Annotated in this window: 24 protein-coding genes and 1 pseudogene; 13 read left to right on the top strand and 12 right to left on the bottom strand. The window is 63.6% G+C overall.

Features of this window, described 5'->3' with window-relative positions:
• The 5 genes and pseudogenes from JQ631_RS32440 to JQ631_RS31255 form a co-directional block, all read left to right on the top strand.
• A pseudogene (locus tag JQ631_RS32440) lies at positions 1–77 on the top strand (chemotaxis protein CheW); the annotation flags it as partial.
• Positions 78–112: 35 nt separating this feature from the next.
• Positions 113–502: a response regulator gene (locus tag JQ631_RS31270; protein ID WP_148756723.1), complete on the top strand. Its 390-nt coding sequence runs from the start codon at positions 113–115 to the stop codon at positions 500–502.
• Positions 503–536: 34 nt separating this feature from the next.
• Positions 537–1409: a CheR family methyltransferase gene (locus JQ631_RS31265; protein ID WP_212333652.1), complete on the top strand. Its 873-nt coding sequence runs from the start codon at positions 537–539 to the stop codon at positions 1407–1409.
• A gap of 2 nt (positions 1410–1411) precedes the next feature.
• Positions 1412–1729, top strand: coding sequence for a PilZ domain-containing protein (locus JQ631_RS31260; RefSeq protein WP_212333651.1), 318 nt, complete (start codon positions 1412–1414; stop codon positions 1727–1729).
• Positions 1730–1871: 142 nt separating this feature from the next.
• Positions 1872–2375 (top strand): response regulator, encoded by a 504-nt coding sequence (locus JQ631_RS31255; protein WP_212333649.1) that lies wholly within the window; start codon positions 1872–1874, stop codon positions 2373–2375.
• A 54-nt stretch (positions 2376–2429) separates the two neighbouring features.
• Here the strand turns inward: JQ631_RS31255 and JQ631_RS31250 are convergent, their stop codons facing one another.
• Entirely contained in the window at positions 2430–2732 is a 303-nt protein-coding gene (locus tag JQ631_RS31250; RefSeq protein WP_212333647.1) for a hypothetical protein, read from the bottom strand.
• Positions 2733–2895: 163 nt separating this feature from the next.
• On the opposite strand from JQ631_RS31250, the gene JQ631_RS31245 reads away from it, so the two are divergent.
• Entirely contained in the window at positions 2896–3531 is a 636-nt protein-coding gene (locus JQ631_RS31245; protein WP_212333645.1) for a response regulator transcription factor, read from the top strand.
• Positions 3532–3622: 91 nt separating this feature from the next.
• Here JQ631_RS31245 and JQ631_RS31240 read toward each other — a convergent pair whose 3' ends face one another.
• Both JQ631_RS31240 and JQ631_RS31235 read right to left on the bottom strand, forming a co-directional pair.
• Positions 3623–7123 (bottom strand): PAS domain S-box protein, encoded by a 3501-nt coding sequence (locus tag JQ631_RS31240; protein ID WP_212333643.1) that lies wholly within the window; start codon positions 7121–7123, stop codon positions 3623–3625.
• Positions 7124–7184: 61 nt separating this feature from the next.
• Complete coding sequence (locus JQ631_RS31235; RefSeq protein WP_212333641.1) at positions 7185–7613, bottom strand: response regulator; 429 nt, start codon at positions 7611–7613, stop codon at positions 7185–7187.
• A 256-nt stretch (positions 7614–7869) separates the two neighbouring features.
• Between JQ631_RS31235 and araD the strand changes: the two genes are divergently transcribed.
• Positions 7870–9606, top strand: a complete 1737-nt coding sequence (gene araD, locus JQ631_RS31230) for an L-arabinonate dehydratase (protein ID WP_212333638.1) — start codon at positions 7870–7872, stop codon at positions 9604–9606.
• 123 nt (positions 9607–9729) lie between these two features.
• Complete coding sequence (locus JQ631_RS31225; RefSeq protein WP_212333635.1) at positions 9730–10449, top strand: ribonuclease activity regulator RraA; 720 nt, start codon at positions 9730–9732, stop codon at positions 10447–10449.
• A 60-nt stretch (positions 10450–10509) separates the two neighbouring features.
• Here the strand turns inward: JQ631_RS31225 and JQ631_RS31220 are convergent, their stop codons facing one another.
• A complete protein-coding gene (locus JQ631_RS31220; protein WP_212333633.1) occupies positions 10510–12609 on the bottom strand; it encodes a S9 family peptidase in 2100 nt (699 codons plus the stop codon).
• Between the two features lie 141 nt (positions 12610–12750).
• Here JQ631_RS31220 and JQ631_RS31215 point away from each other — a divergent pair, with 141 nt between their 5' ends.
• Both JQ631_RS31215 and JQ631_RS31210 read left to right on the top strand, forming a co-directional pair.
• Positions 12751–14187: an MBOAT family O-acyltransferase gene (locus tag JQ631_RS31215; RefSeq protein WP_212333630.1), complete on the top strand. Its 1437-nt coding sequence runs from the start codon at positions 12751–12753 to the stop codon at positions 14185–14187.
• Positions 14187–15287: a hypothetical protein gene (locus tag JQ631_RS31210; protein ID WP_212333628.1), complete on the top strand. Its 1101-nt coding sequence runs from the start codon at positions 14187–14189 to the stop codon at positions 15285–15287. Before JQ631_RS31215 ends, JQ631_RS31210 begins: the two co-directional genes overlap by 1 nt.
• A gap of 171 nt (positions 15288–15458) precedes the next feature.
• Here JQ631_RS31210 and JQ631_RS31205 read toward each other — a convergent pair whose 3' ends face one another.
• The 3 genes from JQ631_RS31205 to JQ631_RS31195 all read right to left on the bottom strand — a co-directional run bounded on the left by JQ631_RS31205 (position 15459) and on the right by JQ631_RS31195 (position 19386).
• Positions 15459–16646: a pyridoxal-phosphate-dependent aminotransferase family protein gene (locus tag JQ631_RS31205; protein ID WP_212333626.1), complete on the bottom strand. Its 1188-nt coding sequence runs from the start codon at positions 16644–16646 to the stop codon at positions 15459–15461.
• 105 nt (positions 16647–16751) lie between these two features.
• A complete protein-coding gene (locus JQ631_RS31200; RefSeq protein WP_212333624.1) occupies positions 16752–17477 on the bottom strand; it encodes a thermonuclease family protein in 726 nt (241 codons plus the stop codon).
• 181 nt (positions 17478–17658) lie between these two features.
• Positions 17659–19386: a hypothetical protein gene (locus JQ631_RS31195; protein ID WP_212333622.1), complete on the bottom strand. Its 1728-nt coding sequence runs from the start codon at positions 19384–19386 to the stop codon at positions 17659–17661.
• 409 nt (positions 19387–19795) lie between these two features.
• On the opposite strand from JQ631_RS31195, the gene JQ631_RS31190 reads away from it, so the two are divergent.
• Positions 19796–20644 carry a caspase family protein gene (locus tag JQ631_RS31190; protein ID WP_212333619.1) on the top strand — a complete coding sequence of 283 codons (849 nt, stop codon included), beginning with the start codon at positions 19796–19798 and terminating at the stop codon, positions 20642–20644.
• 167 nt (positions 20645–20811) lie between these two features.
• Here the strand turns inward: JQ631_RS31190 and JQ631_RS31185 are convergent, their stop codons facing one another.
• The 3 genes from JQ631_RS31185 to JQ631_RS31175 all read right to left on the bottom strand — a co-directional run bounded on the left by JQ631_RS31185 (position 20812) and on the right by JQ631_RS31175 (position 23347).
• Positions 20812–21699 (bottom strand): efflux RND transporter periplasmic adaptor subunit, encoded by an 888-nt coding sequence (locus JQ631_RS31185; protein WP_212333617.1) that lies wholly within the window; start codon positions 21697–21699, stop codon positions 20812–20814.
• Positions 21700–21955: 256 nt separating this feature from the next.
• Positions 21956–23071, bottom strand: a complete 1116-nt coding sequence (locus JQ631_RS31180) for a lactonase family protein (protein ID WP_212333615.1) — start codon at positions 23069–23071, stop codon at positions 21956–21958.
• 138 nt (positions 23072–23209) lie between these two features.
• The gene (locus tag JQ631_RS31175) at positions 23210–23347 is read right to left on the bottom strand and encodes a hypothetical protein (protein WP_212333612.1); all 138 of its coding nucleotides are present in this window, start codon (positions 23345–23347) and stop codon (positions 23210–23212) included.
• A 147-nt stretch (positions 23348–23494) separates the two neighbouring features.
• Between JQ631_RS31175 and JQ631_RS31170 the strand changes: the two genes are divergently transcribed.
• Together JQ631_RS31170 and JQ631_RS32545 are read left to right on the top strand one after the other, a co-directional pair.
• Complete coding sequence (locus JQ631_RS31170) at positions 23495–23686, top strand: hypothetical protein (RefSeq protein WP_212333608.1); 192 nt, start codon at positions 23495–23497, stop codon at positions 23684–23686.
• A gap of 131 nt (positions 23687–23817) precedes the next feature.
• Positions 23818–23940 carry a hypothetical protein gene (locus JQ631_RS32545; protein WP_349645033.1) on the top strand — a complete coding sequence of 41 codons (123 nt, stop codon included), beginning with the start codon at positions 23818–23820 and terminating at the stop codon, positions 23938–23940.
• Positions 23941–24046: 106 nt separating this feature from the next.
• On the opposite strand, the gene JQ631_RS31165 is transcribed toward JQ631_RS32545, so the two are convergent.
• Positions 24047–25744, bottom strand: coding sequence for a GMC family oxidoreductase (locus tag JQ631_RS31165; RefSeq protein ID WP_212333606.1), 1698 nt, complete (start codon positions 25742–25744; stop codon positions 24047–24049).
• Positions 25745–25867: 123 nt separating this feature from the next.
• Complete coding sequence (locus JQ631_RS31160; protein ID WP_212333604.1) at positions 25868–26128, bottom strand: hypothetical protein; 261 nt, start codon at positions 26126–26128, stop codon at positions 25868–25870.
• Between the last annotated feature and the right edge of the window lie 72 nt (positions 26129–26200).

The raw sequence follows: 26200 nt of genomic DNA, 5'->3' as shown, positions 1-26200 counted from the left end.
GTCTCGACGGCCAGCTCATGGTCGTCCTCGACGTCGATCGCGTGCTCGAGCTCGCACCCGAGATGATGGCTGCCTGAACTTTCACGAAAGACATTTAAGCCGGAGATCCAAGATGAAGACCTGTTTGGTGGTTGACGATTCCAGCATCGTTCGCAAGGTCGCGCGCCGCATCGTCGAAGCGCTGGGCTTCCAAGTCATTGAAGCGGAAGACGGCGTCGAAGCGCTGGTCCATTGCAAGAAGGCGATGCCGGAAGCGATCCTGCTCGACTGGAATATGCCTGTCATGGACGGCTTCCAGTTCCTGGGCACGCTGCGCCGCATGCCCGGCGGCGAAGAGCCCAAGGTCGTGTTCTGCACCACCGAGAACGGCATCGACCACATCACCAAGGCGATGGGCGGCGGTGCCAACGAATACATCATGAAGCCGTTCGACAAGGAAATCGTGTTGGCGAAGTTCCAGGAAGTCGGGCTGGTCGAGCGCGAAGAAGAGACCGCGGCCTGAGAATACACCTGCCAGTAGCGTCAAGAGGTATCCTGTGAACGCGCCTGATTACGAGTATCTGCGTAAGTTGCTGAAAGAGCGCTCCGGTCTCGACCTGTCCGCCGACAAGCAATATCTGATCGAAAGCCGCTTGCTGCCGCTGGCGCGCAAGGCCGGGCTCTCCGGCATTCCCGAGCTCGTGCAGAAGCTGCAGGGCGGTTCGAGCGCGCTGATCACCAGCGTGGTCGAAGCCATGACCACGAACGAGACCTTCTTCTTCCGCGACAAGGTCCCGTTCGATCATTTCCGCGACACCATCATGCCGGAAGTGCTCAAGGCCCGTGCCGGCCGCCGCAGCGTGCGGATCTGGTGCGCCGCGGGCTCGACCGGGCAGGAGCCCTATTCGCTGGCAATGACGCTGAAGGAGATGAGCGCGGCGCTGAGCGGGTGGCGCGTCGAGATCGTCGCGACCGATCTCTCGCAGGAGGTGCTCGAGAAGGCCAAGGCCGGCGTCTATAGCCAGTTCGAGGTGCAGCGCGGTCTGCCGATCCAGATGCTGATGAAACATTTCAAGCAGACCGGCGAGACCTGGCAGGTCAATCCCGAATTGCGCGCGATGATCCAGCACCGGCAGCTCAATCTGCTTCAGGACTTCTCGCACCTCGGCACGTTCGACGTCATCTTCTGCCGCAACGTGCTGATCTATTTCGATCAGGAAACCAAGATCAACATCTTCAACCGCTTGGCCCGTCAGATCGAGCCCGACGGCTTCCTGGTGCTCGGCGCCGCGGAAACCGTGGTCGGACTGACCGATACGTTCAGGCCGATTGCGGATCGCCGCGGCCTCTACAAGCCGAACGATCCGCGTGCGGCGGCGGCGAAGCCGGTTGATGGTGCGGCCCCGCGTATGGCGATGGCAGGACGATAGATATGGCCGAGGATGGCAAAGGTGCAGAGCGCGTCACGTTCAGCCGGGGCTATGATGTCTGCATCATGGCTATCGACGGCACGTGGCGGCGCGACTGCACGCTCAATGCGATTTCCGACACCGACGCCATCCTCACGGTGGAAGGCTCGATCCAGGGCCTGAACCTGAAGGAGTTCTTCCTGCTGCTGTCGTCCACCGGTCTTGCCTATCGCCGCTGCGAGCTGGTGCGCGTCAACGGCGCCGAGATGGACATCCAGTTCCTGCGCGGCAAGAACCGCAAGAAGCGCGGCGCGGCCAATGGCCATGATGCGGTGGCGTGATCGCCGCGCGCAATGTGCTGCGCTTTGCTGAGGCGTTGCTTCACATTTTCTGAAAACATCCGACCGAATTCGCTGGCCCGGCTTTACGCGGCTTAAGCGCGCGCCGTGTATCAACGGCCGGTCGCAATATCAGGGTCCGGTCATGCCAAGAAGCTCTCTCTCTCCCATCCCGTCAAACCTGCCCGACGTCGCCGAACGGCGCGCGCTTCAGCTCCTGGTGGTTGATGACGACGCCACCCAGCGCAGCCTGATCACGGTCGCCGCCAAGCAGGCGGGCCACGAAGTCGCGGTTGCGCCGTCGGTTGCGGAGGCCATCGAAAAGTTGCGCGCGGCGCGCTTCGACTGCGTGACGCTCGACCTCGTGCTGGAGGACGGCGACGGCATCGACGTGCTGCGCGAGATGGCGGCGGCGAAATTCTCGGGCTCGGTGATCGTGATCAGCGGCATGGACGGCAAGCGCCGCAGCGCGGCCCGCAGTTTCGCCCGCTCCGTCGGGATCGAGCTTCAGAGCCTGCCGAAGCCGCTGGATCTCGCGGCGCTGCGCATCAGCCTCGCCAATCTCGGCAAGACCGCGATGGGGCTGCCGACGATCCATACCTGGGGCGGCGTCGCCACCGACGCGATCGTGGAGCGGCACCGCGCCTGAGGCGGGTAGCTGCCATGCGATCGGCCGCGGCACATCAGCCGGGCCGATCGCGGTCTAAGCGGGATCGCCGGATTCAGACAGATTCTGAAGGGCCTGGCCGAGCTCTGCCCGGCAGGCATTGAGGGCCGCGCTCGCCGTGGCAAAACGGGGCGTGACATCGTCGAGCACGACGATCTCGGTGGAACCCAAATCGGCGTCCACGATAGCGCTATCGTCGTCAGCCTCTATCGCCGCGTCGATCAGACGCAGACTGATGTCGATGCGCGCGATCAGGGAACGAAGTTCGGCTGCGATCAACTGACGGCTGTCAGTTTCGGCCATCGCGGCGAGCGGGGGTGTGCCGGCGTAATTTAGCATGGATATTCTCCGTCCCCCGCAATAAGGCACCTCAGCGCTACTTGTGCGTTAAGTTCATGTCCCGTACAAATGCGGGTGGGCCGAATCTGCGCCGAAAGCCGTAACATCAGGCGCGGACGCGAGTCCTTGAATGCCGACTTGGCTTGGCGAATGGACGTGGCACATGGTCGAACAAACCTCCCGTGGTGAGATCTTCGTGGTCGATGACGACCCGGCTGTTCGCGATACCCTGTCGATGGTGTTGAAGGCGGCAGGTTATGAGGTGATCTGTTTTGCGGATGGCGCAGCACTTCTGTCCGTCGCGCGAAGCCGCACTCCGGCTGCCGTGCTGCTCGACGTCCACATTCCCGGGAAGTCGGGCCTCGATATTCTCAAGGAACTGCACGGAGAAGACTATCCCGCGCCGATCTTCATGATCTCCGGCCAGGGGGACATCGCGATGGCGGTGGGCGCCATCAAGAGCGGCGCGCTCGACTTCATCGAGAAGCCGTTCCGCGGCAGCGAGATCGTCGGCCGGCTGGACGAGGCGATCGGAGCTTATGCACGCAGGCAGACAGAGAATGCTTCGCCGAAATTCGGCTCGCTGCATTTCCCCGGACGCGAGCCGCTGACCCGCCGGGAGCGCGAGGTGCTGGAACAGTTCGCTGCCGGCGCTTCCAACAAGGAGGCCGGACGCACCCTCGGCATCAGCCCGCGCACCATCGAGGACCACCGCGCCAACATCATGAAAAAGCTCGGCGCCCGCAATGCGGCCGACCTGATCCGCATCGTGATGACCGCAGCGCAGCGCGCGTCGTAAACTGGTCTCGTGCCCTGGACGCGGTGCATCACGTCGTGATGCGCTGCAGAGCTGCGGCCCACATCTTCAATTTCACGGCACGCAAGCCACCTCAACTGCTCAGCGCCTTGCGGATGATCCGCGCCAGATCTGATTTACGATAGGGCTTGGCCAGCAGCAGCACGCCTGAATCCAGCCGGCCGTGATGGATGATCGCGTTCTCGGTATAGCCTGACGTGTAGACCACCCTGAGGTCGGGACGCGTCTTCAGCACCTCATCGGCGAGCTGCCGTCCGTTCATCTTGCCGGGCATGATGACGTCGGTGAACAGCAGGTCGAACCGTGCGCCGCTCGCGACGATCGCCAGCGCTTCCGCGGCATTGGCGGCTTGCAAGGTGACGTAGCCGAGCGAATGCAGCTGCGCCAGCACGTAGTCGCGCACCAACCGGTCGTCCTCGACCACGAGGATCGTCTCGTGTCCGCCCTCGACTGTCACAGGCGCCACGCCGTCGCTCACTGCCGTCGGCGTCTTGCCCGGCGGCAGATACATCTTGATCGTGGTGCCGTGGCCTTCCTCGCTGTAGATCTTGATGTGGCCCGCGGACTGCTTGATGAAGCCGTAGACCATCGAGAGCCCGAGCCCGGTGCCTTTGCCGGGACCTTTCGAGGTGAAGAACGGGTCGAACACGCGCGGCAGCATATGAGACGGAATGCCGGTGCCGGTGTCGCTGACCGCGATCAGCACGTAGTGCCCGGGCCTGACGTCGTTGACGCTGGCATAGACCTCGTCGAGATAGGCAGCGCCCGTCTCCACGATCAGCTTGCCGCCACTTGGCATCGCGTCGCGTGCGTTGAGCGCGAGGTTGAGAATGGCCGTGGTGAGCTGGTTCGGATCGACGACCGCGACACAGTTCTCGTCCTCGAACACCGACTCGATCTGGATCTGCTCGCCTAGCGTCGGCCGCAACAGCTTTGCGGTGTCGATGATCAGCGAGTTGATGTCGATCTCGCGCGGCTGGAGCGGCTGCTTGCGGGCAAAGGCGAGCAGGTGCTGGGTCAGCTCGGCGCCACGGCCGGCGGCCTCGTCGATCATCTTGGTGATCGCGGCAAGCCCCGGATCCTTCGCCACCGCGTCGGCCAGGATCTCGATCGTGCCGGTGATGACGGTGAGGATGTTGTTGAAATCGTGCGCCACGCCGCCGGTGAGCTGGCCCACCGCCTCCATCTTCTCGGCGTGGCGGATGCGCTCCTCCGAGGCGATCTTGTCGGTGAGGTCGCGGTAGAACACGTTGAACAGGATGCCCTCGCGGCGCCGCAGCGCCGTAACGCTGAGCTCGGCCTTGAATTCCTTGCCGTCGCGTCGGCGAACCATGAGCTCGCGGCGGCGGTTGAGGGTCTGGCCTTCGGAGGAATCGAGGAAGCGTGCGAGTCCGGCGTTGACCCGCTCGCGCTCGCCCTCCGCGACGATCAGGTCGACCGAGTTCTTGCCGAGCGCCTCGTCCCGCCGCCAGCCGAACAGCTCCTCGGCCCGCGAACTCCAGTTCAGAATGGTGCTGCGCTCGTCGGTCTGGACGAAGGCGTCGAGCGCGGTCTCGACGATGTTGCGCGCAAGCTGTTCGCTATCGCGCAGGGACTCGGCAGCGTGCCTCGCCTCGGTCATGTCGCGCCCGACGAAGAAGTAGCGCCTGGCCTGATCCGACCAGTTGCCGAGCCAGGAAAGCCAGACCTCGCGGCCGTCCTTGTGCAGGCAGCGTGTGTCGGCGAGCTTGGGATGTTCGCCGCGCCGCAGCGCACGCATTTCCTCGCGGGATTGATCAAGATGCGAGGGATGAATGAAATCGACGCCGCTGCGGCCGAGCATTTCCTCCGGCGTGTAGCCGAGCACGGTCTCGCTGCTCGGGCTGATCTGCACGATATGGCCCCGCGAGTTCATGACCATGATCAGGTCTTCAGAGGCATCGAACAGCTGGCGCCGCTCCTCGAGCTGCTGCTGCAGCGCGCGCTCGATCCGTCTTGCATCGGTCAGGAGGCGCGCCGTACCGGAGGCGCCGATGATCTCGCCGGCGGGGCCCCGGATCGGCGACAGGCTCACCGAGATCTCGACGGGATTGCCGTCCTTGCGGACGCGCACGGTTTCGAAATGCTCGATCCGTTCTCCCTGCGCAATCCGCTGCAGATAATCCTTGCCCTCGCTGCGGCGATCGGCGGGGAGGAGGATCGAGGTCGGCTGTCCGACCGCCTCCTCGGACGAATAGCCGTAAAGACGTTCGGCCGCCGTGTTCCAGCCGATGATGATGCCGTCGAGGGTCTGCATGACGATCGAATCGTCGGAGGATTCCACCGCCGCGCTGTACAGGCGCTCGCGCACGGCGAGCTGGTCGCGGGCGGCCTCGGTGCGCCGGTGCTCCTCGACCTCGTGCTCCAGCGCCGAGGTCTTGGCCTTGGTCTCCTCGACCATGTGGGCAAAGGCTCGGGCCAGCATGCCGGTTTCGCCGCCGGCGTCGATCGGAATCGCGGCGGGCTTGCCGCGCCCGATCGCCTCGACTGCCTTGGTGAGCCGCCCGATCGGCCGGGTCAGTGATCGCGCCAGCATCAGGGCAAGTGCGGCCGCGACCAGCACCGCGATGATGCCGATCATGAGGCTCGTCTGTTCGATGGTGACGGCGGGCGCCATGAACACGGCGTTGGGCACGACGCGGATGATGCCGATCCATTGTCCCTCGGCCAGGACGGCGGGCGCAATCGCTGCCCCACTCGGTTTGCCGTCGCTGCCCGGCACGACGTGAGTTGCGCCTTGGGTCGAGCCGGTGACCTCGGTAAAATAGGGGAAGTCGTTCTGCCAGCGCGTGGGGGTGCCCAATTGCGAGCCGAATTCGCGGGTCCGGTCCGGATGCACGATATAGTCGCCGTTGCGGCCGACGACATAGACCTGGTCGCCCTGTCGCGCCGTAATGCGGATGCGATCGAACATCTGGCGCATGTCGACATTGATGACGACGATTCCGAACAGCTGGTGATCGGACCCGTAGAGCGGTGCCGCGACGCGCAAGGTCGGCACGTAGGGCATCTGAATCGCGCCGTTGTCGACGTTCAGATCGACCGGAGAGACGTATATCTGGTTTTCGGGGAGCTTGATCGCGTCCTGGAAGAAGAAACGGTCGTCCTTGGCTTGCAGGGCTTCGTCGGAAACGATGCGGACCGATCCATTGGGGCCGGACCGGTCGACGCGCAGATATTCGCTGCCGTCGGCGGCGATGACGCGAAATTTCGCGTAGGTCGGGTTTGCCCCGACAATGGCCACGAGTTGCGGTAGCAACCGCTCCCGCCAGCTCTTTTCGGACAGATGGTCGCTGGGATCGATGCCATTGTTGAAATGGGCCTCGATCAGGCCGCGCACGGCGGCACGGGAATGGAATGTCGCGATATCAGCGCGCGCACCATTGGTCTGGATTTCAAGCTGGGAGGCGAGCAGTCGCGACTGGGTTTCGATGCGGTCGAGCACGCGCGGCAGGAACGCCCGTTCCAGGCTGTAATGGCTCAGCCATCCGACCGCCGAGACCGCAACCGCGACCAGCAAAATCATCGCGATGGCGAGCCGGGTTGCGAGCGTCATGTCGCCCTTTGCGCCGCGTCGAGAATGGACCCGAATGTTCTACGCGACATCGATACCCCCGTCATCGGCTGCCGGTGCCGGCGCCGATGTGCGACTGGGGGGATGATTGCGCCGATGCCAGGCAACGGTCGACCGTGGCCAGCAGCGCATCGGCTCGGAACGGCTTCTGCAAGCTCGCGACCGCGCCGAGCTTGGTTGCCATCTTCAAGAAATCCGGCTCGGCGTAGGCGTCCGGCGTGATCGAGCGGCCGGAAATGACGATGATTGGAATGGTCGGACGCAGAACCCGGACGTGACGCATCGTCTCCAGCCCGTCCATGCCGGGCATGAAGATGTCGAGGAACATCAGGTCGAACCGGCTCCGCTCAAACAGGGCGAGCCCTTTGCGGCCGTCGCCGGCGACCGTCACGTCATGGCCAGCCCGCTCCAGCAGCAGCCGAATTGTCAATTGAACGGCCGGGTCGTCATCCACGATGAGGATGTTGGCCACGCTAAAACCTCCGGGTCGGACGGGATGCCCCCACCGACCCAAATCAAAGCTTCAAATACGAAATTGTTGCGCGGATTGTGCCCGCCCTGCAAGCACTTCGCGGTCCCCGGCCCGGGCCCGCCTGATGTTGCATTGCACTAGAACGTATTCACCCCTTCGTGCATAACAGGGGCTCTATTCGCCTGATGCAGATCGCCTTGCGAGGGGGAGATGGCCTGTGAGAAGAGCAGGGCAGATTTCCTGACGGACGAGGACCATGACCAAGAAGAAAACACCCGATCAGCTCCGTAGCGCACGCTGGTTTGCGCCCGACGACCTTCGCTCGTTCGGACATCGCTCCCGCGCCATGCAGATGGGCTATGCCCCGGAGGAGTGGAAGGACCGGCCCTGCATCGCGATCATCAACACCTGGTCGGACGCGCAGCCCTGCCACATGCACTTCAAGTCACGCGTCGAGGACGTCAAGCGTGGCATCCTGATGGCGGGCGGCCTGCCGGTGGAATTGCCGGCGCTGTCGCTCTCGGAATCGCTGCTGAAGCCGACCACGATGCTGTATCGCAATCTCCTTGCGATGGAGGCCGAGGAGCTGCTGCGCAGCCATCCCGTTGACGGGGTGGTGCTGATGGGCGGCTGCGACAAGACCACGCCGGCGCTGCTGCTCGGCGCAACCTCGATGAACATTCCGGCAATCTATCTGCCGGCGGGTCCGATGCTGCGCGGCAACTGGAAGGGCAAGACGCTCGGCTCCGGCTCCGACGGCTGGAAATACTGGGACGAGCGGCGCGCTGGAAAGATCTCCGACAAGGACTGGCTCGACATCGAGGCAGGCATCGCCCGCAGCTACGGCACCTGCATGACTATGGGCACGGCCTCGACCATGACCGCGATCGCGGAAGCGATCGGCATGACGCTGCCGGGCGCTTCCTCGATTCCCGCGGCCGACGCCAATCACATCCGCATGGCCTCTGAATGCGGCCGACGCATCGTCGAGATGGTGTGGGAAGATCTGACGCCGAAGACGATCCAGACGCGCAAGGCCTTCGAGAACGCGATTGCGGTCGCGATGGCGATGGGCTGCTCGACTAACGCGATCATCCATCTGATCGCGCAGGCCCGCCGCGCCGGCCAGGATATCGGGCTCGACGATTTCGAGATTGCGAGCCGCAAGGTGCCCGTGATCGCCAATGTCCGTCCGAGCGGCGATGCCTATCTGATGGAAGACTTCTTCTATGCCGGTGGTCTGCCGGCGCTGATGGGTCAAATCAAGGACCATCTGCACCTCGATTGCATCACGGTGAGCGGCAAGACCCTTGGCGAGAACATCGACGGCGCCGAGGTGCACAATGCCGACGTGATCCGCTCCGTTACTAATCCCATCTACAAGGAAGGTGCACTCGCCGTGCTCAAGGGCAACCTCGCGCCGGACGGCTGCGTCATCAAGCCGTCAGCCTGCGCGCCGCGCTTCCTCAAGCACACCGGGCCTGCGCTGGTGTTCGACGACTATCCCGCGATGAAGAAGGCGGTCGACGATCTCAATCTTGATGTCACCGAGGACCACATCCTCATCCTGCGCAATGCCGGGCCGCAGGGCGGACCGGGCATGCCGGAATGGGGTATGCTGCCGATCCCGACCAAGCTCGTGAAGCAGGGCGTGCGCGACATGGTGCGCATCTCGGACGCGCGCATGAGCGGCACCAGTTACGGCGCCTGCATCCTGCACGTCTCGCCGGAGTCGTATATCGGCGGTCCGCTGGCGCTGGTGCAGAACGGCGACCGCATCACGCTCGACGTCGCCGCGCGCACCATCAATCTCGATGTCTCCGAAGCCGAACTCGCCAAGCGCCGCGCCGCCTGGAAGCAGCCCGAGCGCCGCTTCGAGCGCGGCTATGGCTGGATGTTCACCAAGCACATCAAGCAGGCCAATGACGGCTGCGACTTCGATTTCCTCGAGACAGATTTCGGCGCGCCGATCGGCGAGCCGTCGATTTACTAGCCACCTGTCATTCCGGGGTGCGCCAATTGGCGCGCGCCTGGAATCCATACTCCCGATCGTGGTTATGGATTCCGGGCTCATCACTTAGCGATGCCCCGGAATGACGACCAGAGAGAGTGTGAGATGACTAAACTTTCGGAAGCCACCCGCAGCAAGCTCAAATCCGTCTCGACCGCCACCGTCGCGACCGCGCTGTTCAAGCGCGGCCTGCGCATCCAAATGATCCAGGATGTGCACCCGCTCGGCGCCGATCAGCCGACCATGGTCGGTGAGGCCTTCACGCTGCGCTACATGCCGGCGCGGGAGGATCTCAATACGATCGACGTCTTCAAGGATCGTTCCCACCCGCAGCGCAAGGCGGTCGAGGATTGTCCGGCAGGTAGCGTGCTGGTGATGGACAGCCGCAAGGATGCGCGCGCGGCGTCGGCCGGCGCGATCCTAGTGACGCGGTTGATGAAGCGCGGCGTCGCCGGCGTCGTCACCGACGGCGGCTTTCGCGATTCCGCCGAGATCGCCAAGCTCGGCATCCCCGCCTATCATCATCGCCCCTCAGCGCCGACCAATCTGACGCTGCACCAGGCGATCGAGATCAACGTTCCCATCGGCTGCGGTGATGCGCCGGTGTTTCCCGGCGACGTCATTCTGGGCGATGCCGACGGCGTCATCGTGATCCCCGCGCACCTCGCCGACGAGATCGCCAACGAAACCTTCGAGATGACCGCGTTCGAGGACTTCGTCACCGAGGAAGTCGGCAAAGGGCGCGGCATTTTCGGCCTCTATCCCGCGACCGATCCGCAGACACTCACCGACTTCGCGGCGTGGCGTAAAAAGAACGGGAGGTAGTACGGCAACAACGCGGATCCCGTAGCCCGGATTTCGCTGCGCTCCATCCGGGCTAGGGAGCTACGCCTCTGCCATCCCCGTCGCCCACAGCGCGAACGCGTAGACGATCGCGACTTCATCGAGCCGATCGAAGCGCCCCGACGCGCCGCCGTGGCCTGCGCCCATGTTGGTGCGCAACAGCACCGGGCCGCCGCCGGTCATGGTTGCGCGCAGGCGGGCGATCCATTTGGCGGGCTCCCAATAGGTGACGCGCGGATCGGTCAAGCCACCCATCGCCAGGACCGCCGGATAGTCCTTTGCCGCGACATTGTCGTAGGGCGAATAGGACAGGATGGTGCGAAAATCCCTCTCGCTCTCGATCGGGTTGCCCCATTCGGGCCATTCCGGCGGCGTCAGCGGCAGCGTGTCATCGAGCATGGTGTTGAGAACGTCGACGAACGGCACTTCGGCGACGATGCCGGCGAACAATTCGCCGGCGCGGTTGGCGACGGCGCCCATCAGCATGCCGCCGGCCGAGCCGCCATGGCCAACGATGCGTTTTGCACCGGTGTATTTCGCGTCGATCAGCGCGCGGGCGCTGGCGGCAAAATCGTCGAACGAGTTCGTCTTCTTCTCGCGCTTGCCGTCGAGATACCAGCCCCAGCCCTTGTCGGCGCCGCCGCGGATGTGGGCGATGGCATAGACGAAGCCGCGGTCAACCAGCGACAGGCGGTTGGCGTTGAACGAGGCCGGCATGGCCATTCCATAGGAGCCGTAGCCGTAGAGCAAGAGCGGAGCCGCGCCGTCCAGCTTCAGGCCTCGGCGATAGAGAATCGAGACCGGCACCTCGGCGCCGTCATGTGCCTTGGCCATGATACGCGTGGTGACGTAATCGGCGGCGTTGTGGCCGGATGGAATCTCCTGGCGCTTGCGAAGGGTGCGCGTCCGCTTCGCCATGTCGTAATCATAGACTTCCGACGGCGTCGTCATCGACGAATAAGCAAAGCGCAAAGTCGTCGTGTCGAATTCGTAGGAGCCCATCGTATCGAGCGAATAAGCGGCCTCGTCGAAGGCGATGGCGTGTTCCTCTCCGCCGGCGAGCTCGCGGATCACGATCGCCGGCAGCGCGTTGGCGCGCTCCAGCCGCACCAGGTGGCCGGCATAGAGGTCGAGGTCGATGATGTAGATACCGGGACGATACGGGATCAAGTCGCGCCAGTTCTTGCGCTCGGGCGCGCCAAGCGGTGCGGTGACGATCTTGAAGTCGATGGCGTCGTCGGCATTGGTGAGGATGAACAATTCGTCGCCGCGGTCAGCCAGGGAATATTGCACGCCTTCCTCGCGCGCCGCGACCAGGCGCGGCGGCACCGTGGGGTTGGCGAGATCGATCAGCCGCTGCTCGCTCGTTTCGTGGTCGCCGCCGGCGATCACGCAGAAGCGGCCGCTGGTGCTCTCGTGCAAATGGGTGAACCAGCCGGAATCCTGCTCCTCATAGACCAGCGCGTCGTCGGCCTGCCTGGTGCCGAGCTTGTGGCGCCACACCTGCATCGGGCGATGGTTGTCGTCGAGCTTCACATAGAAGAAGGATTTCGCATCCTTGCTCCAGACAACGCCGCCATCGGTCTCCTCGACGACATCGTCGAGGTCTTTGCCGCTAGCCCAGTCGCGGACGCGGATCGTGAAATATTCCGATCCCTTGGTGTCCGCGCTCCAGGCCTGGAGCTTGTGGTCGTCCGAGTGGCGGCTGCCGCCGAACTTGAAATATTTGTGGTCCTTGGCGAGCGCATCGCCATCGAGCACGATCTGGCCCTCGCCGCCGTCGCGCGGCATGCGGCCGAACATTTCATGCTGCCCGCCCTCACGGAATTTGCGGAAATACGCGAATGGTCCGTCCGGCGACGGCACGCTGGAATCATCTTCCTTGATGCGTCCGCGCATCTCGCGCACCAGCGTCTTCTGTAGCGCTGCGGTGTGGCCAAGCAGGCTCTCGGTGTATTTGTTCTCTTCATCGAGATATTTGCGGATATCAGGATCTAGCACCGCAGGGTCGCGCAGCACCTCCTGCCATTTCGCGTCCTTCAGCCAGGCATAGTCGTCGGTCACGGCGATGCCGTGGTGGGTAAAGGAATGCGGCCGGCGTGGGGCGACGGGGGGCTGGGAAGGTGTCTTGGCCTGGGTCACTCGATCCTCATTCAACTGCGTGTTCCACCTTATATCGTCCCGCTTCCGCGAATTGCCAGCGCCGCTGCTTCAAGTCGCCGGGTTGTTGATCGATCCTATGTGTGCTTTGAGGGACGATCCTCCTGCCGCCGGTCCAGCCTGATGCTGTTCAATTCCTACCCGTTCATCCTGCTGTTCCTGCCGATCGTGCTGGCCGGCTATTTTGGGCTGGGGCGGCGCGGCAATCTCGCCCCGGTGATCTGGCTGGCGCTGGCCTCGGTCGCCTTCTACGCCATCGGCAACTGGCAGTTCGTGGCCCTGCTGCTCATCTCGATTGCCTTCAACTACGGTATCGGCCATCTCCTCATCGTGGCGAAGCTTGGCCCCTCGCAACGAAAGGCCGCGCTCGCGCTCGGCGTTGCCGGCGATCTCCTGGTGCTGGGCATCTTCAAATATGCCGGCTTTGCCATGGAGAATTTCAACGCGTTATTCGGCACGCATGTTGCGGTCCACATCCTGCTGCCGGTCGGTATCTCCTTCTACACGTTCACGCAGATTGCGTTCCTGGTGGACGCGTATCGTGGCCAGGTCGCGGCCTATGCGCTGCCGCATTATGCGCTGTTCGTGACCTATTTTCCGCATCTGATCGCGGGGCCGATCCTCCACCACAAGGACATGATCCCGCAATTCGAGCGGGAGGAAACCAAGCATCCCGACGCGCATCTGATCCTGTGCGGCGTCATCATCTTCGCGATCGGCCTGTTCAAGAAGACCTGCCTTGCCGACGGCATCCAGCCGCTGGTCGCGCTCGCCTTCGAAACGCGTTCGCCGAGCTTCGACCAGGCCTGGCTTGGCGCGCTCGCCTACACGTTCCAGCTCTATTTCGACTTCTCCGGCTATTCCGACATGGCGATCGGAATATCGCTGATGTTCGGCATTTTCCTGCCGGTCAACTTCAACTCGCCTTACAAAGCCACCAGCATCGTCGAGTTCTGGCGCCGCTGGCACATGACGCTGTCGCAGTTCTTGCGCGACTATCTCTACATCCCGCTCGGAGGGAACAGGCGCGGCCGGGTGCTGCGCTACGTCAATCTGATGATCACGATGCTGCTCGGCGGGCTCTGGCACGGCGCGGCCTGGACGTTTGTCGCGTGGGGCGCGCTGCACGGTGCCTATCTCTGCGTCAATCACGCTTTCAATGCACTGATGCCGAACATGCCGTTGGCGCTTGCACGTCCGACCCGCGTCGCCGGGGCCGTGCTGACGTTCCTCGCCATCGTCGTCGCATGGGTATTTTTCCGTGCCGTGAGTTTGGAATGGGCGCTGCGGGTGCTCCGCGCCATGGCTGATCCAGCGAATATCGTCTTCGGCCGCGAGGAGATCGCAGCGCTCGTGCTCGTCGCAATCTATGCCTCGCTGGTGTGGCTGGCGCCGAACACGCAAGACATCATGGGCTACGATCACGGCAATCGGCGGGTCGGCGAGGCCTTGCGGGCAGGGGGCATGCGGCCTCTGATGCTCTACGGCGCGTCGCTCGTGCTTGCCTTCGGCATCCTGGGCATCCAGAGCCACAGCGAATTCATCTACTTCCGGTTCTGATGCGCGGCACCTTCATACATCTGAAGCGTCTTCTGCTCGCGAGCGTTGCCTGCGTGCTGGGTGCGGCAACGCTCACCTATCTCGTCGATCCCCTGCAATTGTTTCGTCCCTCGCGGCTGGCCTTCTATTCCAACGATACGCGCGTGCAGAATGCCGGGCTGATCCGCAGCCAGTCGTTCGACACCGCCTTCATCGGCACATCGCTTGCGATCCATTTCCGCCAGAGCGACGTCGACCGCGTGCTCGGTGTGCATTCGCTCAAGCTGGCGATGACCGGCTCCAATTCGCGCCAGCAGGCTTTCGTGCTGGAGCAGGCGATCGATCGCGGCGCCCGGCGCGTGATCTGGGAGATGGACGATTTCATCTTTGTCGATGCCGCGGACATCGAGACCGATCCCTATCTGTCCGTCGATCTCTATCGCAGGACGGCCAAAGGCATCGCGTCTTATCTGTTCAGCGCGGCGATGGCGAAGGAGTCCCTGTTCGCGCTGCTGCGGTCGATCCCGCCGCTGCGGCATCCGTTGACGAAGGCCGCGCCTTATCTCCCCGTCAAGTTCGCGCTGTCGGATATCGACGACATCTACGCGCTGCCGCGGGATTTCGACGTCGCACGCGACTACAATTCGGGGAAGGCGCTGGCCTCCTTCGCCTACATCACGGCGCCCTCGCGCAGCCGCTTTCTCGGCGAAGGTTACGACTATGACGCCATGGTCCGGCATTTCGAGCAGGATGCCGTCGGCCTGATTACGCGCCATCCGGACGTGAGCTTCGACATCTACTTTCCGCCCTATTCGATCCTGCAGTTCGTCGCGATGCGCGACGCCTCGCCGGAGACGCTGAAGATCGTCATGGATCTCACCGCGCACATTGCGCAGCGCCTGACGCAGCTTCCGAATGTGCGCCTTCACGATTTCCGCGCGATCAAGGCCGTGACGCACGACCTCGGCAATTACGGCGACGTCATCCATCACTCGCCCGTGGTGGATGCGAAGGTGTTGTCGTGGCTGGCGAGTGGGCAATACCGGGTCGACCCGAACAAGCCGCTCGCATCGCTGGATGAGCTGAAGGCGCAGGTCGAGGTGTATCGGGTGCCGCAGTAGTCGCCAAACACTCCGCCGTCGTCCCGGCGCAGGCCGGGATCCATAACCACAGGGAGGAGTGTGACGAAGTGAATAGCTTCGGTACTTCGACCGCGTCTTATCGTGAGATCACACGGTATGGGTCCCGGCCTGCGCCGGGACGACATTGGAGTTTGTAGCTGCGCCTCCGCCCTACACCGCCACCTGCTCGCCGAGATACGACACAGCGGCCTCGAGCCCACCCTTGCCGTGCGGGATCTTCAGCGCGTTGAGGCCGATCTCGATGACACCGAGCGTGCCGAGCAACATCGGCGCGTTGACATGGCCCATATGGGCGATGCGGAAGGCCTGGCCCGAGAGATCGCCGATGCCGGTGCCGAGCACGACGCCGCACTTCTCCTTGCAATAGCGTTGCAGCAACGCGGGATCGTGGCCGGTGGTCATGGTGACCGTGGTCACGGTGTTGGAACGTTCGTTGGCTTCCGCAACGTTGAAGCCGAGCACCTGGCCCTCCGACCATGCGCCGACAGCGCGGCGCGTGGCTTCGCCGAGCAAAGCGTGGCGGCGGAACGCGTTCTCCAGGCCTTCCTCGTGCAGGAGGTCGATGGCCTGGCGCAGCGCGAACAGGAGATGCACCGGCGCTGTGCCGGCATATTTGCGATAATGCTCGGTGCCTTCGCGCTCGCTCCAGCTCCAATAGGGTGTCGACATGTTCGCAGTCTTGTGCGCTTCCAGTGCGCGCGCGCCAGCGGAGACGAAGCCGAGGCCGGGCGGCGTCATCAGGCCCTTCTGCGAGCCGGACATCGCGACGTCGACGCCCCATTTGTCCATCTCGAACGGCATGCAGCCGAGCGAAGCGACGGTGTCGACCATGTAGAGTGCGGGATGGCCGGCCGCCCTGATCGCCTTGCCGATCGCCTCGATGTCGTTCTGCACGCCCGAGGCGGTGTCGATCTGGACGACGACGACGGCCTTGATCTTGTGTTCGGTGTCGCGGCGCAGCCGCTCCTCGACCTCATGCGGCCGAACCGCACGGCGCCAGTCGCCCTTGAGCACCTCGACCTCGGCGCCCATCAGCGACGCCGCATTTCCCCAACCGATCGCGAAGCGTCCGCTCTCCAGCACCAGCACCTTGTCGCCGCGCGACAGCACGTTGCTCAGCGCCGCTTCCCAGGCGCCGTGACCGTTGGCGATATAGATGTAGGACTTGCCCTTGGTCGCAAACAGTTTCGAGATGTCCCGGAGCAGGCCGTCGGTCAGATCGGTCATCTGTTTCGAGTAGATGTCGATCGCCGGGCGATGCATTGCCTGCAGCACCGCGTCAGGCATCGTGGTGGGCCCGGGGATGGCCAGAAACTCCCGGCCCGCGCGAACGGTCATTGCTATCTTCCTTGTGTCGTGAAGACGGATGGTGGGTCGCTGTAACAACACTTTTACGCGGCCCGGCGGCCCGAGAAAAGCGCGCAAAATGCAGGTCTGAGGCTCTTATCTCTTGGTCTCGCGGCAGCCAGCGGCCTCCGCCTCCTCGACCGAACAGAACCAGCGGGTGCCCTTGCTGATATTCATCTTGATCTGGGTGTACCAGCGGCTGGTCTTGGTGTGGTAGATGCACTCGCCTGCGGTGTTGACGTTGCCCTTGATGGTGCAGTCCGGCGAGGGCGCGACCGGCCCGGAGGCCGAGGCCAGCAGAACCGCACGGGCGCCTTCCGGCGGCTTGGTGGCGCCCAGGATCGCCGTCTTCTTGTTGCGCACGCGCCAGTCCCAGGGGGCGATGAAGGCGCCCTGCCACATCCCGGCCTTGGCCTCGCGCGCAGCGGCTTCGTCGGCCTGGTAGTCCTTCGAGAGGCGGACATAGGCCAGCGCCCAGCCGTTGCGCACCAGCCATTTCTGGATGTCCTCGCCGCCGACTTCGCAGCGCGCCACGGTGCGGCCGCGCCGGTCGATCGAGCGGGCATGGCAAACCCAGGTCTTGCCCTCGCTGAATTTGGCGAGCTCGTCGCGTGCGGCGACGCCGCAGGTCCAGCGTTCGGTCTTGGTGTTGAGGCAGAGCTGGTCGACCGAGGGTGCATCGATGCCGCCGAGCCGGATCCGCGTGCTGCCGATCAGGACGGAATCGCCGTCGCGGACCTTTGCGGTCCCGGTGATGTCGGCCGCCTGCGCCAGCGAGGGCAAGCAAAGCAAAGACAGCGCAATCAGGAATTTTCGCAACATGCCGGTCCGGGTGTGATGAAATTTCGATAGAGGCGCGCAATTGTGGTCGGCTTTGGACCACTCGGACAGCATATGCTTAACACGGCGACTTTCAACTTCCCGTCATTGGTCGAACACTGCTCGTGTCCGGTGCGGCGTGCAACGCCGCGCCGCAGAGCCGGGACACGAGACTTCGGTAACCTCAGCCCCGTGCCATCGCCCGCTTCGCCACGGCCAGTCCCATCAGCACAAACGCCGACGTCACCTCCGGCCCACCAACCAATATCCGCGTCGGGGTCTTCATCTTGTTCCATTCATAGGCGCGGAACGGGCCGCGGCGACCGCCTTCGCCGACGGCTTCGACGATCACGTTCAGCGCCGGCGCGAAGGCGCGCGGGTCGGCGCCGAGATGGCCGAGCGCGATCAGCGCCAATGCGGCGTCGAACACATTCATCTCCGCTGCCATCAGCTCGCCCTTGACGTAGGCCAGCACGCGATGCCGGATGAAATCGAAATCGCCATCGGGATCGATCACGGCCTGGGCCGCCAGCGGCAGCGCCAGGAAGGCCGCATAGCAGCGGCCGAAATAGGCGCTGTAGAGCTCCGGCAGGTAGTAGATGTGCGAGCGCGGATTGGCGAAGGCACCGCTCGCGGCCAGCCGTTTCTGGAACCCGATGATGCGATGAATGGTCGCAAGCCGTGACGGCGTCTCCAGGACTTTCCAGCGCGTCAGGTTGCGGAAGCTCACCTCGAGAATGTCGAGATTGAGGGTGGGATCGAGATCGTTGCCGTACGGGCGTTCACCCTCGAGATTGTCGATCCAGGTCGCAACGCCGCCTTCGTAATCGATGTGGTCGTTGAGCGGCACCGTCACGCGCGGCTCGTTGACGCCTGATAGCACCTGATAGCCCGCGTAGAAATCCAGAAGCGGCTGGTCGATGATCGGATCGGTGCAGCCGGCCTGCGTCGCAGCCGAGATCGAGCACGCCGTGGTGTCGCAATCAGGCACGTAGACGCCGAAGCCGAGGTCCTGCTTGATCTGGGCGAAATAGCGCGAGAAGCGTGGATGCGGCGCGGGCGCGAGTGCGGTGATGACGTTGAAGCGCGCACCGCCGCTACCCTCGACCTCCTCGCGGCTGATATTGACGCAGAAATCGACCATGTCGGCGATGGCGCGCTCGGCGGCCGTCTTGTCTGTCGGCGAGGCGAGGCCGGTCTCGACATAGCTTAGCAGCGCTTCAATGAAGAACGCATCGTAATAGGCCGAGCGGTGACGGATCTGCACCGGCTCCCACATCGGCTCGGCGATGCCGGTCCATGGCGGATTGATCACGGCACGCGCCGGCGAGCGTGCGATGAAGACGCGGGCGAGGTTGAACAGCAGCGAGGAGTTCTTGTAGCCGCGTGCGTTCAAACCTGTAAGTGCCATGATCAGCTCGCGCCCGCGCAAATCAGGATCGCCGATCAGGTTGAAGGCGGCATAGGTCGGCAGGAAACCGTTCTTGCGGTAAGAGCCGATCAGATGCTGCGCGCAGTCGCGAATCACGCCGTCGATCTGCGCCTGCGACGGTGCCGAGCCGATGAAGACCGCCGGCGGCGGCTTTGGATGATCGAGCGCAAGGCTGTCGACGAGTTCGGCGATGGGCTGGCCGACTGTTGTCCAATCCGGCTCGGCATCGTCGCGGGCGCGGACCAAAGCCTCGCGCAGCCGGATCAGCCTGGCCTCGTCGCGCAGCTCGGGAAGGCCCGCCCGGCGCAGCAGCACCCGCAGCGCGGGATTGCCGAGCGCGGTCTTGTAGAACTTGGCCAGATGTGGATCGCCGCTGGCTTGGCCCGACAATACAGGATCGCAGACGTCATAAAGCGACGGGCCGTCTTTCCGGGCCGTCAGCGCCCGGCACGCGGCACCTGCGAAATAATGAAAGCTCATGAAATACCTGGTCGCGCGGGACTTTCGCAGGGGCCTGGCTGGGGACCCGCCCCTCAAGTCTTTGAAAAAGCTACCCGGATTCGCGAGAAATACAAACGTGACGAAAGTCACAGAAAACCCGACGCATTGGCTGCATAATTGCGCCCCCGGAAGGCTACGGGGATACCAAAAAAGGAGGAATCTTGATCCTGTAATTAACTAATACATTCAGCGGCTTAGATCAAATTTGGAGCGATCTATTGCCCGGTCGGTGATCTCAGGTTAAGGGTTTGTTTGTTGCGGCGCCGCAAATTGCGCGCAATTCGGGGACACATCCCCGGCCAATCCTCAAACCTAAAGACCCCATCGCGCTACTCAAACAGTGTGCGCGCGCTTGGCCGGTCTTTGGCACTGACAGGAATGAACCGAGATGAATGTAAGGCAGCTCGACATTTCCCGACGCTCGATCGTCCTCGCGGCAGCCCTCATCGGCACGGTGTCGCTGGCGATCGGCGCGCACGCTGCCCTCAACATGCGCTCGTTCGACGCCGCCAGGGCCGTTTCGACCGACCAGGTCACGAACCCGGTTGGGCAAACCTCGCGTCTCGCGCTCGTCATCGGCAATGGTCATTATCCCGACGCCAGCATGCCGCTGACGCAGTCGATCAACGACGCGCGCGCGCTGTCCTCGAGCCTGCGCAAGAACGGTTTTGACGTCGACATGGTGGAAGACGCAAGCAAGGACGACATGGTCCGTGCCGTCAACCGCCTGAAGTCCCGCATCACGCGCGACACCACCGTCATGCTGTTCTTCGGCGGCTACGGCGTGCAGGCCGGCCGCGAGAGCTACATGCTGCCGGTCGATGCCGTGATCTGGAAGGAAAGCGACGTCCGCCGCCAGGGCGTTTCGATCGAAGGCGTTCTCGAGATGATGAAGGAGCAGGGCGCCAAGGCCAAGCTCGTCGTGGTCGATGCCTCGCGCCGCAACCCCTATGAGCGCCGCTTCCGCTCGTATTCGCATGGTCTCGCGCCGATCGGCACGCCCGACAATGCGCTGATCCTCTCTTCCGCTTCGCCCGGCAAGGTCGTCGACGACGGCAAGGGCGAGCACTCGACGCTGGTCGGCGAGCTCCTCAACAACCTCAATGCGCAGGGCACCGCCGAAAGCGTCTTCAACAAGACCCGCGTCGCCATCTCCCGCGCCTCCGAAGGCGACCAGGTCCCGACGGTGTCGTCCTCGCTGCTCGAGGACGTGCATTTCGATCAGGCCGGCGGCTAGTTTCCTGAAGGCTTGCGACGTCTCGTGCCCCGGACGCGGCGCATCATGCAATGATGCGACGCAGAGCCGGGGCCTATTCTTTTAAGCCTATCGCTTGCTGACAGATGGGTCCCGGCTCTGCGCAGCAGCGTTACACGCTGCAGCACGTCCGGGACACACGAGCAGCTCTACTTCGCCGCTTCCGCGGCCATCACCGGGCGCACGGGATCGCCTTCGCGCAAGAGCGCGCCGGCGCGGGCGACGACGATATCGCCTTCGTTGAGGCCATCGCGGACCTCAATATTGCCGCCCGACATCAATCCGGTCTCGACGCGCTTGGTCTCGACGCGATTGCGGCGGATCACCTGCACCACGGTGCCGGCGGACGAATATTGCACCGCTGTCAGCGGCACCGCGACATTGCAGCTCTGCCCTGTCTTGATCAGCGCGCGACCGCTCGCGTTGATCAGCAGACGCTTCTGCGAGGTGATGCCGATATAGACGAAGCCCTGCTGGATGTTCGCCTCGACGGTCGGACCGATGCGGCGCACCTTGCCATCAATATCGCCTGCGCCGGAGATCCGCACGGTGACGGGCTGATTGACCGCGAGCTTTCGCACATCGTTGGTCGCGACCAGGCCGACGAGGTCGTATTCGCTGCGCGCCACGATGGTGAACAGCGCCTCGCCCTTGGCCGAGGCGAAATTGCCGATCTGCGCGGTCGAGGTGGCGATGACGCCGGCGACGGGCGCGGTGACCTGGAGCGTGCCGCCTTCGGGCAGCGCCAGCCGGGCCAGCACCTGGCCGGCCGTCGTGGTCTCACCGGCTTCGGCCAGCACTTCCGTTACCTTCAGCCCCGGGCGCTCGGGCCGCACCGAGGTTTCCTCGCGTGCGATGATGTTGCCGGTCGCTTCGACGATGTCCGAGAAGCAGGATTTGGCCGCCTTCAGCACCGTGACCGCCGGCCCCTTGGGCGCATCGTCATCGGCCGCGCGCGCGGGCTGGGCCGAGAGCAGCACCAGTCCGGCGAGAGCAACGAAGGTCTGGGAGAGGGAACGCGCAGGCAATGAACGCATCGGTCATTCCGGTTGGCCGCAAGGCTTCAATCGATACGGCTTCAATCGATAGCAGAAGCGATGGCGGCGGGCCATGGGCTGACCGGATGAGAAATGCCGCAGCAACCCAGGCGGCGCAAAGCCGCCTGTTGAATTGGTCTACCGAACCGGAGCTAAGGTTCGCTGGTTAGCCATGCCTCGTCTACTCGTCATGTCCGGGACAAGCCCGGGCATGACGACATCTTATGGAAGGCTTCTTTGGGGGTAACAGCCACCCTCACTTCAACGTCAAAAATTCCACCCAGTTCGGCTTCTTGCCGGTGGCGTAGGATTTCAGCTTGCTCAGCGCGCCGCTGGTCTGGTCGATGGCGTAGACGGTCATGCCGTCGGAGAGCTCGCCGACTGCTGCGAGGTAGTGGCCGGTCGGATCGATGTTGAAGCCGCGCGGCTGCTTCTCGGTCGGCACGCTGCCGATCGTGGTCAGCTTGCCGCTTGATGCATCGACCTTGTAGGCCGTGAGCGTGTTGGTGGTCCGCTCGGACGCGTAGAGGAAGCGGCCGTCCGGGGTGATATGGATGTCGGCAGCCCAGGGTTTTCCGTTAAAGCCTTCGGGCAGCGCAGTGGTGCGCTGGATTTCGCCCCAGGCTCCGCTCTTGGCTTCATAGCTGTAGGCAGCGACGTCGCCGTTCAGCTCGTGGATAAGATAGACGAACTTGCCATTGGGGTGGAACACGAAATGCCGCGGCCCCGATTTCTCCGGCGTCTTGATCGCCGGCGGATCGCTCGGCGCCAGCGTGCCGGCGGCGGCGTCGAACGCAAAGCTGAGCACCTGGTCCGAGCCAAGATTGGTCGCGAACACGAAACGATTGTCGGGCGAGGGCAGGAAGGCGTGCGCATTGAGCCCCGTCGGGATCACCTGCTTGGGCTCGGCGACGACGCCGTTCGCTTGTAGTGGATTCAGCGCGACCTTGTTGCCGCCATAGGAGGCGCTGAACAGCACCTTGCCGCCACGGTCGATGGCGATGTTGGCCATGCTGTCGGCGAGCGGACCGTTGCCGATATGGCTGAGCTGGCCCGTCTTGGGATCGATCGCAAAGCTCACGGCGAGGAACGGCTGCGAACGGACGCCGGCGATCAGCACGCGGTGGTCGGGCGTGATCGCGAGCGGTGTCGAGGCGCCGGGCTTTTCGACGCCGGTGAAGGCGGCCGTCTGCACCGGCGTCATCTCGCCGTTCTCGGCGATCTTGAACACGCTGATGGTGTTGGAGTCGGCATTGCCGACATAGGCGAAGGTTTCGGCCATGCCGGCACGGACTCCGGAAACGAGGGCAAGAGCGGCGAAGAGAGTGGTGGCGATTGGTGCGCGGGATGCGAGACGTGTTGGTCTGGTCAAGGGCTTCCTCCTGCCGGTTTGCGTTGTCGTTTTGCGGCAAAGAATAGCGGCTCGTGTTCCCCGGCACCAAATTTCAGATGGGATCGATCGATGCCGAAATTGTATCGGTCGCAGGGTGAGCGAACCGGAGGGCCGAATTCACCGCATCGACGCTGTCAGGTCGCGCGAGGGCAGGTGCGGACCGGCCACATGGTCGGGCGGGCCGAGCACGGACCATACGGCGATGGCGACCAGAGCGGAGCTCAGGATGGTCCAGGCAACAAGTTGCTTCCGCATCAGGCCAAATCCCGTCGAAGGTTCGATGCGCCCCCAGCGCACCAACCATCGTGCACCGCAAAAGGCGACGATCCTATGAACTCGTTCACAGCCGAACAGCGCACGAGCAAATTACGAACCATTGCCGGCCGAGCGCATTGACCCGGCATGCCCCGCGAAAACGACCTCGAAGGTAAACCCGACATGGGTGGCAAGCACGGCGGCCAGTCCGGCCAGCCCAAGCCGCCGCCGCGTCCGCGCGAGGGCGCGCACGATGAAGATGTCGTGGCAAAGCGCCACACCGGCAAACCCGATCAAACCGGTGGCAAGGCCTCGCCGACCAACACTGGAAAGCGCTAAGCTTCGCCTGCCCTTGCTCAAGCCGCAGGCCCGCGCTGGCATCGCCCGGGAACGGCGTCCTCCTCGCGCCGTTACTTCGCTCTCGCGGGTGGAGGACGCCACGACGGAGGCCGGCAAAAGGAGGCTGGAACGTGTTTTGGATTTATTGGGACACCGCCTGGTCGCTCATCATCAGCGGCATCATGTTCGCCACCATCGTCGCCCATCCGGACGCCGAGATTGTCGAAGCGCACGCGGCCAAGCCTCGGGTGTAAGCATTCGTCTTCCCCAAGCCTGCTTTTCCAAGCCTGCTTTTCCAAGCCTGCGGCTTGAGGTCCGGTTCGGATTTGCCTTCAGTTTCCGGACCTCGTCCCGCAGCGATTACTGCATCATCGACGCCGCGATCTTCTCCGCTGACATCAACACCGGAAAATTGGTGTTGGCGCATGGCACCACCGGGAAGATCGAGGCGTCGACGACGCGCAGGCCCTGAATACCTCTGACGCGCCCCTCCGTGTCGACCACCGCCATCGGATCATTGGCGCGACCCATGCGGCACGAGCACGAGGCGTGCCACACACCGATGGTGGCCTTGCGCACGAAGGCTTCCAGCGCCTCGTCGTCGTTGATCACGTCATCAAAGGTAAAACCCTCGACCACGAAATTGTCGATCAGATAGTGGCGCAGCGCTGCCGGCCCATCCATCAAGGTCGCGGCGATCTTGGTCAGAATCCTGTTCTTGGTGTTGACCACGCCGATCTTGCGCACCTTGTCGGTATAGGCGGCCGGGAACGGCTTGTCGGTCACCGCCCTCACGGCGTCGCTCATTTGAATGGCCGCCATCTTGCGGAAGCCGCTCATCAGGCGCTCGAGATCGCGCCGGTCGGACAGCAAATTGAACTCGACGACCGGCTCGGCCGATGGATCGCGTGAGGCGAGCTTCACCTGCCCCGTCTCGGAATAGGTTTTGTTGACGAAGGTCAGCGCCGAACCGATCTGCGCGCCGACCGCGTGCCAGGCTGATTTGCTGAGCAGGACGACGAACATGTCGCCCTTCGGAACGCCCGGCAGCCCGGACGAGTAACGCAAGCCGAGCTGCATGTGGCGTCGCGTGTGCTCGTTCATGCGCGCGCCGCGGCGGACGAAAGACGACAGCGATATCGAGGGATGATCCATCAGGCGCTGGCCGACACCCGCGAGGCCCATCAGCACCGGAATGCCCATGTCCTTGAGATGGCCGACCGGGCCGATGCCGGCGCGCAAGAGATGTGCCGGGGAGTGGATGGCGCCGGAGGAGAGGATGATCTCGCGCCCCCGGAATTCCTGCCCGCGCCCGTCAATCACCGCCTTCACGCCGACGCATGCCGTACCCTCGAAGATCAGCTCCCTGACCTGCGTGTTGGTGGAGATCGTGAGGTTGGCGCGCTTGCGGGTGTCGCGATCGAGATAACCCATCGCAGCCGAGACGCGCTGCTCTGCCTGGTTGGAATGCGTTACCGGGAAATAGCCGTCGACGAACTCGCCGTTCTGGTCAGGCAGATATTGATGGCCGGCCTGTTGGAAGGCGTCGGCGAAAGCCTGCGAATGCCGCGTCCAGTGTTCTCTGGGAATGCGTCGCACAGGAATTCGGCCATCCTTGCCGTGATACGGGCCGTCGAAATCGAGGTCGCGCTCGACTTTCTTGAAGAAGGGCAACACGTCGTTCCAACGCCAGCCCTCGGCGCCCCGCGCGTCCCACTCGTCGTAATCGGTCGGTGCGCCGCGGTTTGCCATTTGGCCGTTGATCGACGAGCCGCCGCCGAGCACGCGCGCCTGCTCGTATTTGCGCAAGGGCGGGCGGCTTTCGTTCGGATTGTTGTGGCTGACGACCTGGGTGGTGACCTTGAGTTCGGTCCAGTGAAAGCGCGGGTCGAAATAGGCGGTGCCGGGATAGCTGTCCCTGATTTCGGCCGGCTCGTTGCCCGGCGGTGTGTCCTGTCCGGCTTCGCACAGCAAAACCTTGTTGGCGCTCCTGGCGGAGAGCCGGTGGGCCAGCACGGACCCTGCCGAGCCGCCGCCCACGATAATGTAGTCGTACACGATTGGCGTTTCCTCTTGTTCTTGTCTCAAGAGGGTAACGTGGTTTGATCGCAAGGTCACGCCCGGCCCATGCAGGCCGGTGGGTTGCGTCAAGACGCTAATCCGGAAGCTTATTGCAGGACGTTATTGCAAGACCTTGGGCATCACGACGACGACGTCGACCTGCTTGTTGAGCACCCGCGAGGCGACGGCGGCGATGAGAGGCGAGTAGCTGTCCTCGATGTCGGACGCGACATCTTCGTTCCTGGCGAAGGCATAGAGCATCGTGCCCTCGATTTCATCGAAGCGGATGCCCGCGAAGGCATGATCGAATGTCTCGGCACCGACGATGCCGGCCATGAGCGCCTGAATGGCCTGGTCCTGAACGCGTGTGAGCTTCATCATGCCGGTGAGATATGGGAACGCCGCGCGAATACAAGGTGCGAAAAAAGATCGATACTGATGTATCGGCACCAG

The organism is Bradyrhizobium manausense (genome assembly GCF_018131105.1).
Taxonomy (GTDB): Bacteria; Pseudomonadota; Alphaproteobacteria; order Rhizobiales; family Xanthobacteraceae; genus Bradyrhizobium; species Bradyrhizobium manausense_B.
This window is presented reverse-complemented; position numbering and strand designations above follow the sequence as displayed.

What these genes read in the sequence shown, in the direction of transcription:
- araD (WP_212333638.1), top strand. Translation starts at nt 7,870, where the DNA reads ATGACCAAGAAGAAAACACCCGATCAGCTCCGTAGCGCACGCTGGTTT.
- JQ631_RS31225 (WP_212333635.1), top strand. Translation starts at nt 9,730, where the DNA reads ATGACTAAACTTTCGGAAGCCACCCGCAGCAAGCTCAAATCCGTCTCG.
- JQ631_RS31215 (WP_212333630.1), top strand. Translation starts at nt 12,751, where the DNA reads ATGCTGTTCAATTCCTACCCGTTCATCCTGCTGTTCCTGCCGATCGTG.
- JQ631_RS31195 (WP_212333622.1), bottom strand. Translation starts at nt 19,386, where the DNA reads ATGAGCTTTCATTATTTCGCAGGTGCCGCGTGCCGGGCGCTGACGGCC.
- JQ631_RS31170 (WP_212333608.1), top strand. Translation starts at nt 23,495, where the DNA reads ATGCCCCGCGAAAACGACCTCGAAGGTAAACCCGACATGGGTGGCAAG.
- JQ631_RS31250 (WP_212333647.1), bottom strand. Translation starts at nt 2,732, where the DNA reads ATGCTAAATTACGCCGGCACACCCCCGCTCGCCGCGATGGCCGAAACT.
- JQ631_RS31255 (WP_212333649.1), top strand. Translation starts at nt 1,872, where the DNA reads ATGCCAAGAAGCTCTCTCTCTCCCATCCCGTCAAACCTGCCCGACGTC.
- JQ631_RS31200 (WP_212333624.1), bottom strand. Translation starts at nt 17,477, where the DNA reads ATGTTGCGAAAATTCCTGATTGCGCTGTCTTTGCTTTGCTTGCCCTCG.
- JQ631_RS31260 (WP_212333651.1), top strand. Translation starts at nt 1,412, where the DNA reads ATGGCCGAGGATGGCAAAGGTGCAGAGCGCGTCACGTTCAGCCGGGGC.
- JQ631_RS31175 (WP_212333612.1), bottom strand. Translation starts at nt 23,347, where the DNA reads ATGCGGAAGCAACTTGTTGCCTGGACCATCCTGAGCTCCGCTCTGGTC.
- JQ631_RS31190 (WP_212333619.1), top strand. Translation starts at nt 19,796, where the DNA reads ATGAATGTAAGGCAGCTCGACATTTCCCGACGCTCGATCGTCCTCGCG.
- JQ631_RS31240 (WP_212333643.1), bottom strand. Translation starts at nt 7,123, where the DNA reads ATGACGCTCGCAACCCGGCTCGCCATCGCGATGATTTTGCTGGTCGCG.
- JQ631_RS31160 (WP_212333604.1), bottom strand. Translation starts at nt 26,128, where the DNA reads ATGATGAAGCTCACACGCGTTCAGGACCAGGCCATTCAGGCGCTCATG.
- JQ631_RS31270 (WP_148756723.1), top strand. Translation starts at nt 113, where the DNA reads ATGAAGACCTGTTTGGTGGTTGACGATTCCAGCATCGTTCGCAAGGTC.
- JQ631_RS31185 (WP_212333617.1), bottom strand. Translation starts at nt 21,699, where the DNA reads ATGCGTTCATTGCCTGCGCGTTCCCTCTCCCAGACCTTCGTTGCTCTC.
- JQ631_RS31210 (WP_212333628.1), top strand. Translation starts at nt 14,187, where the DNA reads ATGCGCGGCACCTTCATACATCTGAAGCGTCTTCTGCTCGCGAGCGTT.
- JQ631_RS31245 (WP_212333645.1), top strand. Translation starts at nt 2,896, where the DNA reads ATGGTCGAACAAACCTCCCGTGGTGAGATCTTCGTGGTCGATGACGAC.
- JQ631_RS31205 (WP_212333626.1), bottom strand. Translation starts at nt 16,646, where the DNA reads ATGACCGTTCGCGCGGGCCGGGAGTTTCTGGCCATCCCCGGGCCCACC.